Annotated in this window: 14 protein-coding genes; 9 read left to right on the top strand and 5 right to left on the bottom strand. The window is 71.1% G+C overall.

The genetic code is table 11. The features are described 5' to 3' along the window. The first annotated feature begins 8 nt into the window (after nucleotides 1-8). Complete coding sequence (locus LG278_RS16145) at nucleotides 9-713, top strand: DUF4245 domain-containing protein (RefSeq protein ID WP_404388435.1); 705 nt, start codon at nucleotides 9-11, stop codon at nucleotides 711-713. Nucleotides 714-1,244: 531 nt separating this feature from the next. Here LG278_RS16145 and LG278_RS16140 read toward each other — a convergent pair. Beyond that, nucleotides 1,245-1,565 (bottom strand): exodeoxyribonuclease VII small subunit, encoded by a 321-nt coding sequence (locus tag LG278_RS16140; protein WP_404388434.1) that lies wholly within the window; start codon nucleotides 1,563-1,565, stop codon nucleotides 1,245-1,247. A 10-nt stretch (nucleotides 1,566-1,575) separates the two neighbouring features. Next, on the bottom strand, nucleotides 1,576-2,922 hold the full coding sequence (gene xseA / locus LG278_RS16135; protein ID WP_404393690.1) for an exodeoxyribonuclease VII large subunit: 1,347 nt from the start codon (nucleotides 2,920-2,922) through the stop codon (nucleotides 1,576-1,578). Nucleotides 2,923-2,992: 70 nt separating this feature from the next. On the opposite strand from xseA, the gene LG278_RS16130 reads away from it, so the two are divergent. Continuing rightward, nucleotides 2,993-4,057: a 4-hydroxy-3-methylbut-2-enyl diphosphate reductase gene (locus tag LG278_RS16130; protein ID WP_404388432.1), complete on the top strand. Its 1,065-nt coding sequence runs from the start codon at nucleotides 2,993-2,995 to the stop codon at nucleotides 4,055-4,057. Between the two features lie 60 nt (nucleotides 4,058-4,117). On the opposite strand, the gene LG278_RS16125 is transcribed toward LG278_RS16130, so the two are convergent. After that, the gene (locus tag LG278_RS16125) at nucleotides 4,118-5,842 is read right to left on the bottom strand and encodes a substrate-binding domain-containing protein (protein ID WP_404388430.1); all 1,725 of its coding nucleotides are present in this window, start codon (nucleotides 5,840-5,842) and stop codon (nucleotides 4,118-4,120) included. A gap of 114 nt (nucleotides 5,843-5,956) precedes the next feature. Here LG278_RS16125 and LG278_RS16120 point away from each other — a divergent pair, with 114 nt between their 5' ends. Beyond that, nucleotides 5,957-6,931: a hypothetical protein gene (locus LG278_RS16120; RefSeq protein WP_404388428.1), complete on the top strand. Its 975-nt coding sequence runs from the start codon at nucleotides 5,957-5,959 to the stop codon at nucleotides 6,929-6,931. 3 nt (nucleotides 6,932-6,934) lie between these two features. Here the strand turns inward: LG278_RS16120 and LG278_RS16115 are convergent, their stop codons facing one another. Further along, complete coding sequence (locus tag LG278_RS16115) at nucleotides 6,935-8,233, bottom strand: DNA recombination protein RmuC (protein ID WP_404388426.1); 1,299 nt, start codon at nucleotides 8,231-8,233, stop codon at nucleotides 6,935-6,937. 77 nt (nucleotides 8,234-8,310) lie between these two features. On the opposite strand from LG278_RS16115, the gene LG278_RS16110 reads away from it, so the two are divergent. The 6 genes from LG278_RS16110 (at nucleotide 8,311) to LG278_RS16085 (ending at nucleotide 13,512) form a co-directional block, all read left to right on the top strand. Further along, nucleotides 8,311-9,159, top strand: coding sequence for a thioesterase family protein (locus tag LG278_RS16110; protein WP_404388424.1), 849 nt, complete (start codon nucleotides 8,311-8,313; stop codon nucleotides 9,157-9,159). A gap of 4 nt (nucleotides 9,160-9,163) precedes the next feature. Further along, nucleotides 9,164-9,700, top strand: a complete 537-nt coding sequence (locus tag LG278_RS16105) for a histidine phosphatase family protein (protein WP_404388422.1) — start codon at nucleotides 9,164-9,166, stop codon at nucleotides 9,698-9,700. Nucleotides 9,701-9,828: 128 nt separating this feature from the next. Beyond that, nucleotides 9,829-10,914 (top strand): redox-regulated ATPase YchF, encoded by a 1,086-nt coding sequence (gene ychF, locus LG278_RS16100; RefSeq protein ID WP_404388420.1) that lies wholly within the window; start codon nucleotides 9,829-9,831, stop codon nucleotides 10,912-10,914. Nucleotides 10,915-10,966: 52 nt separating this feature from the next. Continuing rightward, nucleotides 10,967-11,998 carry an alpha/beta fold hydrolase gene (locus tag LG278_RS16095; protein ID WP_404393688.1) on the top strand — a complete coding sequence of 344 codons (1,032 nt, stop codon included), beginning with the start codon at nucleotides 10,967-10,969 and terminating at the stop codon, nucleotides 11,996-11,998. A 61-nt stretch (nucleotides 11,999-12,059) separates the two neighbouring features. After that, complete coding sequence (locus LG278_RS16090; RefSeq protein WP_404388418.1) at nucleotides 12,060-12,767, top strand: class I SAM-dependent methyltransferase; 708 nt, start codon at nucleotides 12,060-12,062, stop codon at nucleotides 12,765-12,767. A 97-nt stretch (nucleotides 12,768-12,864) separates the two neighbouring features. Continuing rightward, nucleotides 12,865-13,512, top strand: a complete 648-nt coding sequence (locus tag LG278_RS16085) for a GNAT family N-acetyltransferase (RefSeq protein ID WP_404388416.1) — start codon at nucleotides 12,865-12,867, stop codon at nucleotides 13,510-13,512. Here the strand turns inward: LG278_RS16085 and LG278_RS16080 are convergent. Then, complete coding sequence (locus LG278_RS16080) at nucleotides 13,472-14,299, bottom strand: SDR family oxidoreductase (protein WP_404388414.1); 828 nt, start codon at nucleotides 14,297-14,299, stop codon at nucleotides 13,472-13,474. The genes LG278_RS16085 and LG278_RS16080 overlap by 41 nt on opposite strands. Nucleotides 14,300-14,331 lie beyond the last annotated feature (32 nt).

Below are 14,331 nucleotides of genomic sequence, written 5' to 3'. Positions count from 1 at the left end.
ATGGGGCCATGACGTCACCGGGCAGCCCAGCGGACCCGTCGGTGCAGCCGGCGGTGGGGTCGCCGGACGGCCCGGCGCTGGCGGCGGAGTCGATCGAGTCGACAGAGTCGCAGGGCTCTGCGGCGACGCCCCAGCCGGCCGCCGCGCCCGCTGCGCCTCCTGCAGCCCCGAAGAGCCGCTACTCGATGGGCTCGATGTCCAACATGCTGCGCTCCTTGCTCGTCGTCGGCTTCTTCCTCCTGGTGCTCGTCGCGATCGTGCCGCGCATGAGCGAGGTCGAGCGCCCCGCGGTCGACGCTGCGGGCAAGGCGGCCTCGGTCGCCACGCAGACGAGCTGGCCGATCGAGATGCCGACGGGTCTCGGCTCCGGCTGGGTGCCGACGACGGCCACCTATGCCCCTGGCACCGACAAGGTGCCCACCTTCACCACCGTCTGGAAGACGCCTGCCGGCGGGGACCTCGCCTTCAAGCAGGCCGCGGCTCCCACCGACACCTGGCTGTCGACGTCGGTGACCGACAACCCCGCGGCCGGCACCGTGAGCATCGGCGCCCGAACCGTCGAGAGGTATGCCGGTGGGCGCACCTCGCAGGTCAGCTACGTCGTGCGACCTGCCGCCTCGGGCGGCATCACGCTCGTGGCCACGACCAACGCGAGCGAGGACGAGCTCGCGGCCTTCGTCGCCGCCCTCAAGCCCGTCACCCCCGCCGGCTGAACCCGCCGCCTGCCGACCCACCACCGGGCCACGACACCACCTGCAGACTGATCTGCAGACTGATCGTTCGGCTCATCTGGCTGCGGATCAGTCTGCATTCACGGTCGTCAGGGCAACAGTGACTGCCGACTGATCTGCAGGCTGATCTGGGAACGGGTCCAGGCCGATCTGACTGCGGATCAGTCTGCCCTTGGTGTCGTCAGGACAGCAGTGATCGCGGACTGATGTGCAGACTGATCGTTCGGCCGATCTGATTGCGGATCAGTCTGCAGTGGGTGTCGTCAGGGGAGCACTTCACCCGAGTTGATCTGCCAGTTGAAGCCTGTCGCGGGGCTTGGCGCGATCAACTCGTGGATCAACCGGACTCTGGTGTCGTGTGGACAGCGCTCCACCCGAGTTGATCTGCCAGTTGATCTCTGTCCCGGGGGTGGGCGCGATCAACTCGTGGATCAACCGGTCTCTGGTGTCGTGTGGACAGCACTCCATCCGAGTTGATCTGCCAGTTGATCGGCCAGGTGTTGGCCGGGCCGGTCAGGACTCGTCGTCGAAGATCTCGTCGTCGGCATGCAGCGGGGCGGCCGACGGCGCCGGTCGCGTGGCCTGCTCGATCTCGGACTGGGCGTCTTCGAGCCACCGGCTGCAGTGCGCCGCCAGGGCCTCGCCCCGTCGCCACAGCTGCATCGAGTCCTCGAGCGGTGCCTGGCCGGTTTCGAGCCGGGAGACGATCGAGACGAGTTCCTCGCGGGCGTCCGCGTAGCGCAGCGCGGCGATGTCGGGAAAGGCGACCTCGGCGCTAGCGGGAGCGCCGGTGTCTCTCGTCGACGGCTCGGTCGAGGCAGCGGGGTCGGGCATGGCGGCCACCCTACGACGACTTCTTCGTCGTCTTGCGCGGGGAGGCCTTGGTCGTGCGCGCCGCGCGGCTGCTGGTTCGGGCAGCCGCGGGCGCGGGCGCGTCTGGCGTGTCGTCGGTCGACGCCGCGATCCCGTCGCTCACGGGTCGCACGCCAAAGTCGCCGCGGGCGACGCGCACCCGCAGCAGTTCGCCGACCCCCACGTCGTCGCGGTCCATGACGATGCGGCCGTCGCGATGCTGCACGACGGCATACCCCCGCTCGAGGGTGGACTGAGGGGAGAGCGCGACGACCTGACGACGGAGGTGCTCGGCCTCGTCACTGGCGCGGTGCAGCCGGGTCTCGAGCCGCATCGCGGCGCGCGAGCGCAGGGTGGCGAGCTCCTGACGGCGCACCCGCACGAGGGCGACGGGGTCTGCCATGACGGGACGGCTCACGAGAGCCCGCAGACCGGACCGCTCCGTCTCGAGGCGTCGCACCGCAGCCCGTCGGAGGCGGTCGCGGCCCCCGACGACGAGAGCGAACTCGCGCTGGGCGTCGGGCACGACCTTCTTGCCCGCGTCGGTCGGCGTCGAGGCCCTCCAGTCGGCGACGAGGTCGAGGAGCGGCTGGTCGACGTCGTGTCCGATGGCACTGATGACCGGGGTGCGCGCCGCCGCGACCGCCCGCACCATCGCCTCGTTGGAGAAGGGGAGCAGCTCCTCGAGGGCGCCGCCGCCGCGGGCGATGACGATGACCTCGACCTCGGGGTGCGCGTCGAGCTCGCGCAGCGCTTCGATCACTTCGGTGACCGCGCTCGTGCCCTGCACCGCGACCTCGCGGATCTCGAAGCGCACGGCGGGCCACCGCCGGCGGGCGTTCTCGACGACGTCCTTCTCGGCCGCGGAGCTGCGACCTGTGACGAGCCCGACCCGCTTGGGCAGGAACGGGATCGGGCGCTTGCGGTCGGCGTCGAAGACGCCCTCGGCCGCCAGGGTGCGCTTGAGGATCTCGACCCGCGCGAGCAGGTCGCCGATGCCGACCGGCTTGATCTGGCGGGCCTCGAGCTGCAGGGTGCCGCGCTTGGTCCAGAAGGTCGGCTTGGCCTGAAGCACGACCCGGGCGCCCTGGGCGAGGGGGATCGGCATCGCGTTGACGGCGTTCATCGGCACCGAGACCGACAGCGACATGTCGACGTCGGGGTCACGCAGCGTGAGGAAGGCCGTGCCGCCGCGCGGGTTGAACTGCACGACCTGGCCCTCGACCCACAGCTGGCTCATCCGGTCGACGTAGTCACTGATCTTGAGGCTGAGCACGCGCACGGGCCACGGCTGCTCAGCCGTGGTGTCGGCCGCCTTGTCGGGCAGGGGGCTCGTCATGCTCACGGGCGCAACACTAGGCGCTGGCTCGGGGTCGGGCGTCCAGCCGCTCGACACGTAGCATGGGCGCATGACCGACGCCACCGACCTGACCGCAGCGAACGCCGAAGCGACGACGGACCAGCCGGAGAAGAAGGTCCTGCTCGCAGCCCCCCGCGGCTACTGCGCGGGCGTCGACCGTGCCGTGGTCACCGTCGAGAAGGCTCTCGAGCTCTACGGTCCGCCCGTCTACGTGCGCAAGCAGATCGTGCACAACAAGCACGTCGTCAACACGCTCGAGAAGCGGGGCGCGATCTTCGTCGACGAGACCGACGAGGTGCCGGAGGGCGCCACCGTCATCTTCTCGGCCCACGGCGTCGCCCCCGTCGTCCACGACGAGGCCAAGGCACGCAGCCTCAAGACCATCGACGCGACCTGCCCGCTCGTGACCAAGGTGCACCGCGAGGCCGTGCGCTTCGCGGACGACGACTTCGACATCCTGCTCATCGGCCACGAGGGCCACGAGGAGGTCGTCGGCACCGCGGGTGAGGCCCCCGAGCACATCACGCTCGTCGACGGGCCCGACGATGTCGACAACATCACCGTGCGCGACCCGGAGAAGGTGGTCTGGCTCTCGCAGACCACCCTGTCGGTCGACGAGACGATGGAGACGGTGGGCCGGCTCAAGGAGAAGTTCCCGGCGCTGCAGAGCCCGCCCTCCGACGACATCTGCTACGCCACGCAGAACCGCCAGCTCGCCGTCAAGCAGATGGCCAAGGACACCGACCTCATGATCGTGGTCGGCTCGCGCAACTCGTCCAACTCGGTGCGCCTCGTCGAGGTAGCCATCGAGCACGGGGCCCGTGACGGGCACCTCGTCGACTTCGCCGACGAGATCGACGAGGCGTGGCTCGAGGGGGTGTCGACCGTCGGGGTCACCTCCGGCGCCAGCGTCCCCGAGGTGCTCGTGCGCGACGTGCTCGCCTGGCTGGCCGAGCGCGGCTACGGCGAGGTCGAGGCCGTCATCGCGGCGGAGGAGTCGCTGCTCTTCTCGCTGCCCAACGAGCTGCGCCGTGACCTCAAGGCCCGCAAGGGCGAGGACTCCGGCACCCTGCGGCACGACGCCGCGTTCGAGGAGTCCGGCTCCCTTCACTGACGGGCCGCAGGAGCGCCGGTATGCCGTCCGGCACGTCGTCGGGTCGACCGGACCCCAGACTCAGCCGCCCAGCGCTCGGAGCAGCACCGGCTCGAGGTCGTCGACGGTCGGTGCGGCGAGGTAGGAGCCGCCGGCCGTGGCCGCGATGTCCTTCATCGCCTGCACGTCGACGGCCGGCCCGAGGCCGATGAGGACGACCCGCACCGGTCGGGCCGGGTCCTTGGCGCCCGCAAGGCGTTGCCGGAGCAGGTCGAGCGTCAGGCCGTAGTCGTCCTCGTTGGGACCGTCGGCCACGATGACGACGGAGTTGGTGTGCCCGCCGGCAAAGGCGGCCTTGCCGCGGTCGTAGGCGGCGGCGACGGTGTCGTAGAGGCCGCTGCCCCCGCCGACGGTCTTGGTCAGTCCGGAGAGCGCCTTCTCGACGGCGGCGAGGTGGGCCGCGTCGCCCAGCGAGCCGTAGCCGACGAGCTGCTTCTCGTCGTCGCCCTTGGTGCCGATGTGCTGGGAGTAGGCCCAGAGCGATGCCCGGGTCTGCGGCGCCGCTGCGCCCAGGGCGCGCATGGTCGCGCGCTGCACCACGGCGAGCTTGGTGCCCTCCTCGGTGCGCTCCAGCATCGAGCCGGAGACGTCGAGCGCCAGCAGGGTCTGTGACCGTGGGGCGCTAGCGTTCCACGCGGTCGTGGCCCTGGCGATGGCGGCTGGGCCGGGCGCCTCTGCGACCCTGACGGTGCCGACCAGGAGAGTCGGTGGCTTCGCGTCGCCACCAGATGGCATACGGAATCCGCTGTCCTGCAGCAGCTTTCGCGCCTCGTCACTCTTGAGGTAGTCACCGAGCTGCATCACGAGGGAGCGAGTCCCCGCGTCGGTGGAGACCGGCAGCAAGGAGAACTCGACCGCGGCAGCCCCCTCGGTCGGCGCGACGGCGGCGAGTGCCTCGTCGGGGTGGGCGGCGTTCCAGGCCGTCACCTCCGCCTCGGTGACAACGGCGCCGACGGCGGGCTGTGCGGCGGCCACCCCGTCGAGCGCCACGGTGGCGGTGCCGACCCGGGCACTGCCGGCCACCGCCGCGCGCAGCCTGGCGTCGTCGAGTGTCGCGGCAGCGGCACCGAGAGCCAGCCGCCCGATGGTCGTGCGGTTCGGGTCGGGCACCCGCACGGGCGTGGGGCCCGCGAGCAGGCGCGCCCAGCCGAGGTCGTCACCCATCGCCTCGGCCGCCTCGGTGGGCATGGCGACGACGAGGGCCGTGGAGGCGAAGGGCTCGGTGGCCGTCAGCGTGGTGCCGGAGGTCTGCTCGGCGCGCTCCAGCAGTCCGGACGAGTCGGTGACCCAGCCGTCCGGGGCGGCCGACCCGATGAGCGAGCCGGCGACGGCATACGCCTGCGCTGGCTCGATGTCGTAGGCGGCACAGGGGCCGTCCGGGTGCTGGCTGAGGGCCTCGGCGGCGGCGGCGACGACGGGTGCCACGGCAGGCGCAACGGCCAGGCGCACGACAGTGGGGTCGGCGCACGACGTCGGCTGGGCGGCCGCCTCGGGCACCGTCGTGGCCACGTCGCGCTGCCCGACGATGCGCCACGCGGCGAACCCGGCTCCTGCGACGAGGACGGCGACGAGGACGGCGACGAGCACGCGGGTGCGGCGCTGGCGACGGGCTCGTTCACGGGCGGCGGCAGCGACGCGCTCCCGCGAGTCTATGAGGCTCTGCTCGTAGGGACCGATGCGTCGCCCGCCGGCGCTCGGTGGCGGAACGTGCTGACCCTCTGGACCCGGAGCCCCCACTCCGGTCATGCTCTACCCGTTTCCACGCGGCGTATTGTCCGTTGCGCCTGCCCGGGTGTCCACCCCTGTGCCACGCTGGGATGCGGTCCGTCCGGGCCATCGCTCGATCTCCGGAGGTGATCCGTGGGCCCTCGACGATCGTCCACGCCGCACCCACCACAGCCACGACAGCCGGCGCTGATCGAGGCATGGGACCGTCGGCTCGAGCGGTGGAATCCTCTCGTCATCATCCTGCTTGCGCTCGGCGGGGGAGCCCTGGGAGTCGGACTGCTCCTCCTGGGGGCCCGGTCGGACCCGCGGAGCAGCCAGTTCATCGCGACGAGCGGCTTCCTCGTGTGGGCCGCCGTGATCGCGGTGCAGGTGGCCGTGTGGGCAGTGGTCGCCCTCCCGCTCTGGTCGGAGGTCGTCGACATCGTGCAGCACGACCGGGTCAGGCGCACGGTGTGGGCGATCCCCGGTGTCGTGGGACTGGCTCTGGTGCTCCTCGCCGTGCTGTCGCCTGCCGCGGACTTCGGGTGGCCGCTCGTCGGCCACAGCCCGAAGGTGTGGGTGCTGACGGCGATGGCAGCCGTCGGTGTCGGACTCCCGGCCCTCTTCGGGATCGGTTGCGTGCAGGACATCGTCCGCCGCGCCGTGCCGACGGTCGACGACACGGACGCCGTCAGGCTCGCGCTGGTCTCACGTCACCGGGTCCGACGCTTCCTCGGGTCGGCGGGGGCCGTCATCGGCCTCGCCGTGCTGGCGTCAGGCTCGCTGCGGCTCGCGACAGTGCCCACCTACGTCTCGGCGGCGGACTTCCCTGCGGTGAGCGTCCTGCTCTACGGGGCGTTCTTCACGGCACTGCTCGTCATCGTCTACGTGCCGGCGCACCTGTCGCTGCAGCGGCTCTGCGCCGAGATCCGCGAGGCGTCCTTCCCCCTCGACGCGATGCCCTCGCCGACGTCGCCCGAGCTCGAGGTGTGGCTCGGTGGGCGCAAGCGGGTCGACGCCCTCACCGAGGCCAATCTCACCATCGGGTCCCAGCTGCAGGCCGCTGTCTTCATCCTCGCGCCCCTCGCCTCGGCTGTGGTCACGACCCTCTTGCCCAAGACGGGCTGACCGTCAGGCGGTGGCCGAGTCGTCGTGACGCTCGCCTCGGCCGCTCCCCGCCCGTTCACGATCGAGGTATGCCGTGTCGCGGGCATCCCGAGCCTCCGCCCCGAACGCCGCGTCGACCTCGGCGTTACCGGAGAGGCGCGGAGCCCTGCCGTCGAGCAGGCCGGACGAGTCAGCCACCTCGCCACCCTCTGTGAGCTCCGGAGCGCTCATCGACCTGGGAGCGACCTCGAGGGGCGCCAGCGCGGGCGGGCGCTCGCTCGTCAGGTGCAGCTCGTGCATGCGGCGGGTGGTGACGAGCACGCGCGACTCGAGCGTGCCGACGAAGCGGTTGTACTGCTCCACCGAACGGGCCAGCGACTGGCCCATCGCCGTGACGTGCCCGCCGAGGGTCGTCAGGCGCGTGTGCAGCTCCTGCCCGATCCCCAGCAGCTCGCGGGCGTTCTGCTCGAGGGCGTCCTGCTGCCAGATGGCGCCGACGGTGCGCAGGACGGCATACAGGGTGCCGGGGGAGGCGAGCACGACCTTGCGCGAGAGCGCGTGCTCGTAGAGGCCGGGGTCGTCGGCCAGGGCGGTGGCGAGGATGGCCTCGCCGGGCACGAAGCAGATGACGACCTCGGGGGAGCGGGTGAAGGCGGTCCAGTAGGCCTTGCCGGCGAGGCTCTCGACGTGCCGGCGCAGGGCGGTGGCGTGCGCGGCGAGCAGCTCGGCGCGCTCGAGCTCCGACACGGTGTCGCCGTGGGCCTGCAGGAAGTGCGACATCGGAGCCTTGCTGTCGACGACGACGTTGCGGCCGCCGGGCAGGTTGATGACCGCATCGGGCCGCACCGTCGCGCCGTGGCGGCTGACCCGCGTGACCTGCTCGTCGAAGTCGCACCGGGCGAGCAGGCCGGAGAGCTCGAGCACGCGCCGCAGCTGCACCTCTCCCCAGGCGCCGCGCACCGTCGAGGCGTTGAGCGCCGTGGCGAGGGTGGCCGTCTCCGAGCGCAGCGACTCCGTCGACCGGCTGACCTCGGTGAGGCGCTCGCCGAGCTGGCCGAACTGCTGCACGCGGTCGCGCTCGAGCGAGCCGACCTGGCGCTCGACGCGGCCGATGGTGTCGCGCAACGGGACCAGCAGGGCCGCTGCCTCCGCGTCGTCGGCACGGGCGGTCTCGAGGTCGCCGATGCGCTCGCGCAGCACGTCGCGCTCGGCCTCGGCGGCGGCGGAGCGCGCGAGCAGGCCCGAGCGGGCCCAGAGGCCGGCGATGACCGCACCGAGGAAGCCCCCGAGGAGGAGGCCGATGAGCAGCGCGGTCATGTCCATGCGGCAACCGTCGCAGACCCCACCGACACCCGACTGCCGACGCGCCCGCGGGGGTGCGCGTCTGTTAGACCTAGTCCGTGACTGAGTACGACGACGCGATCCGGCTCGAGACCGGCGACGACCCAGCCCGCAGGACGGGCACCTTCTCCGAGGACTGGATGATCGGCAACGCCGTCAACGGTGGTTTCGTCATGGCCACCGGTCTCAGCGCGCTCGGTCAGCACCTGGCGACCGACCCCGCCGAGCAGACCCCGCACAGCGACCCGGTCGTCATGTCGGCCTACTTCATGACCGCCGCGGCACCGGGCCCCTTCACCGTGACGACGGACATCATGCGCTGCGGCCGGATGCTCTCGACCGGGCAGATCTCGCTGAGCCAGGTGGGGCCCGGCGGCGCGCCGGTCGAGCGGATGCGGGCCATCGCCTCCTTCGGCAACCTCGAGCACGTCGACACCCTCAAGCAGTCGACGCCCCCCGACCTGCCACCCCCGGAGCAGTGCGTGTCGGCCGAACAGGCGCCGCCCGAGTTCCTCGCCAACATGCGCTTCCTCGAGCGGCTCGACCTGCGCCTCGACCCGGCGACGGCCGGTTGGGCGCTCGGCAAGCCGTCGATGCAGGGCGCGATCCGGGGCTGGCTGCGCGTGAAGGACCGTGAGCCGGACACGACGCTGCTCATGATGGCGCTCGACGCCCTGCCGCCGGTGGCCTTCGACCTCGGCATCCTCGGCTGGACGCCGACACTCGAGTTCACCGGCCACATCCGCCGCCGACCCGCCCCGGGCTGGCTGCGGGTCTCGCTGTCGAGCGAGAACGTCGGCGGCGGCATGATGGAGGAGGACGCGAGCATCTGGGACAGCACGGGCGCCCTTGTCGCACAGTCGCGGCAGCTCTGCGGGGTGCGGCTGGCGAGCGGTCGCAACGGCTGACCGCGTGGCCGTCCACCTGACCTACGAGACCCACGCGACGACCGAGGACAACGAGCAGGGCGTCGCCACCGGGTGGCTGCCCGGTCGGCTGTCGCCAGCGGGCCGCCGCCAGGCCGCGCTGCTCGGCGAGCGTCGACGACCGGAGGGGTATGCCGCCGTGATCGTCTCCGACCTCGCCCGCGCTGTCGAGACGGTGGCCATCGCCTTCGCCGGCTCTGACGTGCCGGTCCGACAGGACGCCCGGTTGCGTGAGTGCGACTACGGCGACCTCAACGGGTGCCGCGTCACCGACCTCGAGCAGGTGCGGCTCGACCACCTCGACGTGCCCTTCCCCGGCGGCCAGAGCTACCTGCAGGTCGTCGACCAGACCCGTGAGCTGCTCGGCGAGATCAGCGCGGAGTTCGACGGCGCCCGGGTGCTGCTCGTCGCCCACTCGGCAAACCGCTGGGCCCTGCAGCACCTGCTCGACGGCACGCCCCTCGCCGAGGCGGTCGCAGCGCCCTTCGACTGGCAACCCGGCTGGAGCTGGACCGTCACCTGACACGGCTCCGGAGCAGGTCCGATCTGCTCCCCGGCGACCCCGGGACGGTGGGTGACGGCCGACGGGGGAGGGCGGCATACGGGCTCGTGGTCGGCGAGGCCCGCGAACGCCACTAAACTCTTGTCCTCGTGGCACTCACCATCGGAATCGTCGGGCTCCCCAACGTCGGCAAGTCGACGCTCTTCAACGCGCTGACCAAGAACAACGTGCTCGCCGCGAACTACCCGTTCGCGACGATCGAGCCCAACGTGGGCGTGGTCCCGCTGCCGGACGCGCGCCTCAAGGTGCTTGCCGGCATCTTCGGCTCGGAGAAGATCCTCCCCGCGACGGTGAGCTTCGTCGACATCGCGGGCATCGTGCGCGGCGCCAGCGAGGGTGAGGGCCTGGGCAACAAGTTCCTCGCCAACATCCGCGAGGCCGACGCCATCTGCCAGGTCGTTCGCGCCTTCGAGGACGGCGACGTCGTGCACGTCGACGGCAAGGTCAGCCCGGCCAGCGACATCGAGACGATCCACACCGAGCTCATCCTCGCCGACCTCCAGACCCTCGAGAAGGCCGTGCCGCGCCTCGAGAAGGAGGCGCGCATCAACAAGGACCGCAAGGTCGCGCTCGACAACGCCGCCGCCGCGCAGAAGGTCCTCGAGGAGGGTCACACGCTGTATGCCGCGGGGCCGGCCGCCGGGGTCGACCTGACCGAGGCCAAGGGGCTCGGCCTGCTGACGACCAAGCCGTTCATCTACGTCTTCAACCTCGACGAGGACCAGCTCGCTGACGCCGAGCTGCAGGCATCGCTGCGCGCGCTCGCGGGGCCGGCCGACTCGGTCTTCCTCAACGCGAAGCTCGAGATGGACCTCATGGAGATGGAGCCCGAGGAGGCCCTGGAGCTGCTGCAGAGCTTCGGCGCCGAGGAGTCGGGCCTCGACCAGCTCGCGCGCCAGGGCTTCCACACCCTCGGGCTGCAGACCTACCTGACGGCGGGTCCCAAGGAGTCGCGCGCCTGGACGATCGGCAAGGGCTGGACCGCTCCGCAGGCTGCCGGCGTCATCCACACCGACTTCCAGCGCGGCTTCATCAAGGCCGAGGTCGTCAGCTTCGACGACCTCGTGGCGGCCGGATCGATGGTGGCGGCGAAGTCCGCTGGCAAGGTGCGCATCGAGGGCAAGGACTACGTCATGAGCGACGGCGACGTCGTGGAGTTCCGCTTCAACGTGTAAAGCCGCAGGTCAGAGCCCGGCCACTTCCGTGGACCGCTGGCTCGGCTGGACAATGTGGCTCGTGGAGCAGCGGCTCGGCTCGGCCAGCCTCGAGGACGGCACGGCGATTCGGTTCGCCGTCGCCGGCAGAGGTCCGGTTGCGATCTACGTCCCGGGGTGGGTGTCGCATCTCGAGCTCGGGTGGGCGGTGCCGGCTGAGCGCCTGTTCTACGAGGGCTTGGCGAAGGGTCGGACCCTCGTGCGCTACGACAGACCGGGATGCGGTCTGTCCGGGGCGACCAGCCGCACGGACATCGTCGAGCTGGAGTTGGAGGTGCTGCACGCGGTCGCGACCGCGGTCGGTGCTGACCGCTTCGACCTGATCGGCGCCTCCTTCGGCGCGCCACTGGCGGTGAGGTGGGCTGCTCGTCATCCCACCTCGGTGACGCACCTGGTGCTCTACGGCGGGTGGGTCGACGGTGCCGTGGTGGCTGCGCCGGGTGTGCGTGAGCACGTGCTGGGCCTGGTCGACCAGCATTGGGGTCTCGCGTCGGATGTGCTGACCGAGATCTTCGCCCCCGACGCGGATGCCGGGTTCCGCGCGATGTTCTCGCGCTACCAGCAGGAGTCGGCACCTGCCGCCTGGGCGCATCAGCTGTTGGCCGCGTGCTACGACATCGACGTCGCTGACGATCTCGGTCGGATCAGGGCACCCACCGCAGTCATCCACCGCCGGGATGACCGCGCCGTGCCGCTGGCGGAGGGTGAGCGGTTGGCCGCCGGCATCGACGGCGCGACGCTGACGGTGCTGGCAGGTCGCACGCACATCCCCTTCGCTGGCGACACCCACTCCGTGCTGAACGCGATGCGCCGCGGCCTGGGCCTGCCGCCGCTCGACCTCAGGACGAGGCCGGCGCTGACGCCGCGCCAGACACAGGTGGCCGGGCTGGTGGCGCAGGGCTGGTCGAATCGGCAGATCGCCGAGGAACTGGTGATCACCGAGCGGTCCGCCGAGTCACACGTCGAACGGATTCGTGCCCGGCTCGGCTTCCGATCCCGCGCCCAGATCGCAGCCTGGTACGTCGCGTCGAACCCGTCCGGCTGACCGCTCAAGTGCGGTATTTCCACTGCTGACGACGTCACGGGCCGAGCGTCACGCTCGATGCATGACCACTCGCACCAAGCAACCCGCCCCCGTGACGACCACCCGCATCCGTCGGCCTGAGGACGTCGAGGAGCTCGCGGGGTTCGACGAGCATCCAGGCCGCGGCCGGTTCAACTCGGCCTTCTTCTGGGTGATGGGCGGCTACATCAACTGGCACATGCACACACGCAAGTCCGCAGCCTTTGCCGATCTCCCGCCGACTGTGGTGGAACTGGGAGCGGGAGTCGGCGCGAACATGCGCTACCTGCCGGTCGATGCGCGCCTGGTCGCGATCGAACCCAACCGCCACATGCACACGCGGCTCAGGCGGGCGGCCCGCTCGCACGGCGTCGACCTCCAGATCCGCGGCGTCGTGGGTGAACGGATCGACCTGCCCGACACGAGCGCCGACGCCGTCATCTCCAGCCTGGTTTTGTGCAGCGTCTCCAACCCCGATGCCGTTCTCGCCGAGATCCGACGTGTCCTGAGACCCGGAGGCCGGTTCAGCTTCGCCGAGCATGTCGCGGCAGAGCGTGGCACGCCGACGCGCTGGACGCAGCGGATCGTCCGTCGACCGTGGGCGTGGATCTTCGAGGGCTGCTCCTGCGAACGAGACCTCGCGGGCGTGATCCAGTCGGCTGGCTTCACCAGCGTCGACCTCAGCCATTACCGGATCCACTCACCATTCCTGCCGTTCAACACTCACATCGCCGGCACGGCCATCGCCTAGGCCTGGCCACGTCTCGACCCGGACTCGCCCTCGGTTGGGCGGTAGCCGAGGCGTGACTGCGGCGCCGATCTCAGACCTGGAACAGGAAGGCAGACCAATGCGCGTCCCCGTCATCGCTGCGCCCTTCACGAAGGCGCAACGGCTCATCATGTGGGCCGGCCCCGACCCCGAACCCACCGCCACGGCGGAGGCCGCCGGAGCGCGCAGGCGCTCCCGCGACGCCAGCCTCAGACCCATCCGACTGCGCAGTCTCACGCCAGCTGACGCGCAGCACATGACCGACCTTCTCCAACGACTGTCACCGCAGTCGTGCTATCAGCGCTACTTCCGGCTCGTGCGCTCTTTCGCCCCGGCTGACATCGCGCGCTTCGTCGCCGTCAACCCCGGGCACCTGGCCGTCGGGGCGTTCGACGGGGACGACCTCGTCGGCGCCGCCCAGTACTTCCGATCCTCGGAGCACCCCGACCATGCAGAGGTCGCCCTCGAAGTCGCCGACAGTCACCATCGTCGCCGGATCGGCGCCCGACTCGTTCAAGAGCTCGCCCGACTCGCCGCCGAGGTCGGCATCACGCACTTCACCGCGACCGTGCTTGCCGAGAACCGGGCCGTGCTCGGGCTGATGCGGCACTCGGGCTGGGAGATCGCGACCACTCTGGACGGAACCAACGTCGACGTCGTGATGACCCTGCCGCCACAGCTCGTGGCTACCGCAGGCCGAGGAGCCGGGCCCCGATGGCGTCGTTGAGCCGCGTGGGCAGGACCGCGTTCATGGTGACCATCGCCCGGGCCTGGGCCCCGGCGGGGTAGCGGGCCCGAGGGCGGCGTGCGGTCAGCGCTTGCTCGACCACCCGGGCGACGACGTCCGGCGGCGCGGTCCGGGACTGGAGCCTACTGACCAGCTTGCGCATGCCGCTGATGTGTTGTGCGTAGAGCTCGCGGTGGGTGGTCGACATGCCCTGCTCCATGGCGGCAAGCATCGACTGGATCTCACGCCAAGGACCGGTGTCGGTGGGGCCGGGCTCCACGACGGACACGTCGATGTGCCAAGGCCGGAGCTCGAGCCTGAGGACGTCCGCGAGTCCTTCGAGCGCGAACTTCGACGCGCAGTAGGCCCCCTCCATCGGCACCGGTGCCCGGCCGCCGGTCGACGAGACGAACACGATCCGGCCGTTGGCGGCACGGATCCGGGGGAGCACGGCCTGGGTGACCGCGACCTGGCCGAAGAGGTTGACCTCGAACTGGCGTCGGAACTCCGGGATGGAGACGGCCTCGACAGGGCCCAGGACCCCGATGCCGGCGTTGTTGACCACCGCGTCCAACCGGTCGGGCAGTCGGTCGGTCAGAGCGGCGACGTGTGCCTCGTTGGTGACGTCGAGCAGGACCGGTGCGATGCGGTCGTCCTGGGCAGCCAGGCGGTCACCGCTGGAGTCGTTGCGGACGCCGGCCAGGACGGTCCACCCGGCGCCGGCCAGTCGCAGCGCGATGGCTTCGCCGATGCCGCGGCCAGCTCCGGTGATGAGTACTGACGGCATGATGAGCGCCCTTCTCGGGAGGAGACTCTACG

Origin of the sequence: Humibacillus xanthopallidus, from assembly GCF_044793955.1 — a bacterium.
GTDB classification, from domain to species: domain Bacteria; phylum Actinomycetota; class Actinomycetes; order Actinomycetales; family Dermatophilaceae; genus Humibacillus; species Humibacillus xanthopallidus_C.
The sequence above is the reverse complement of the archived record's forward strand: the minus strand, read 5'-3'. Positions and strand labels throughout refer to the sequence as shown.

What these genes read in the sequence shown, in the direction of transcription:
- LG278_RS16145 (WP_404388435.1), top strand. Translation starts at nt 9, where the DNA reads ATGACGTCACCGGGCAGCCCAGCGGACCCGTCGGTGCAGCCGGCGGTG.
- LG278_RS16140 (WP_404388434.1), bottom strand. Translation starts at nt 1,565, where the DNA reads ATGCCCGACCCCGCTGCCTCGACCGAGCCGTCGACGAGAGACACCGGC.
- xseA (WP_404393690.1), bottom strand. Translation starts at nt 2,922, where the DNA reads ATGACGAGCCCCCTGCCCGACAAGGCGGCCGACACCACGGCTGAGCAG.
- LG278_RS16130 (WP_404388432.1), top strand. Translation starts at nt 2,993, where the DNA reads ATGACCGACGCCACCGACCTGACCGCAGCGAACGCCGAAGCGACGACG.
- LG278_RS16125 (WP_404388430.1), bottom strand. Translation starts at nt 5,842, where the DNA reads ATGACCGGAGTGGGGGCTCCGGGTCCAGAGGGTCAGCACGTTCCGCCA.
- LG278_RS16115 (WP_404388426.1), bottom strand. Translation starts at nt 8,233, where the DNA reads ATGGACATGACCGCGCTGCTCATCGGCCTCCTCCTCGGGGGCTTCCTC.
- LG278_RS16095 (WP_404393688.1), top strand. Translation starts at nt 10,967, where the DNA reads ATGTGGCTCGTGGAGCAGCGGCTCGGCTCGGCCAGCCTCGAGGACGGC.
- LG278_RS16090 (WP_404388418.1), top strand. Translation starts at nt 12,060, where the DNA reads ATGACCACTCGCACCAAGCAACCCGCCCCCGTGACGACCACCCGCATC.
- LG278_RS16085 (WP_404388416.1), top strand. Translation starts at nt 12,865, where the DNA reads ATGCGCGTCCCCGTCATCGCTGCGCCCTTCACGAAGGCGCAACGGCTC.
- LG278_RS16080 (WP_404388414.1), bottom strand. Translation starts at nt 14,299, where the DNA reads ATGCCGTCAGTACTCATCACCGGAGCTGGCCGCGGCATCGGCGAAGCC.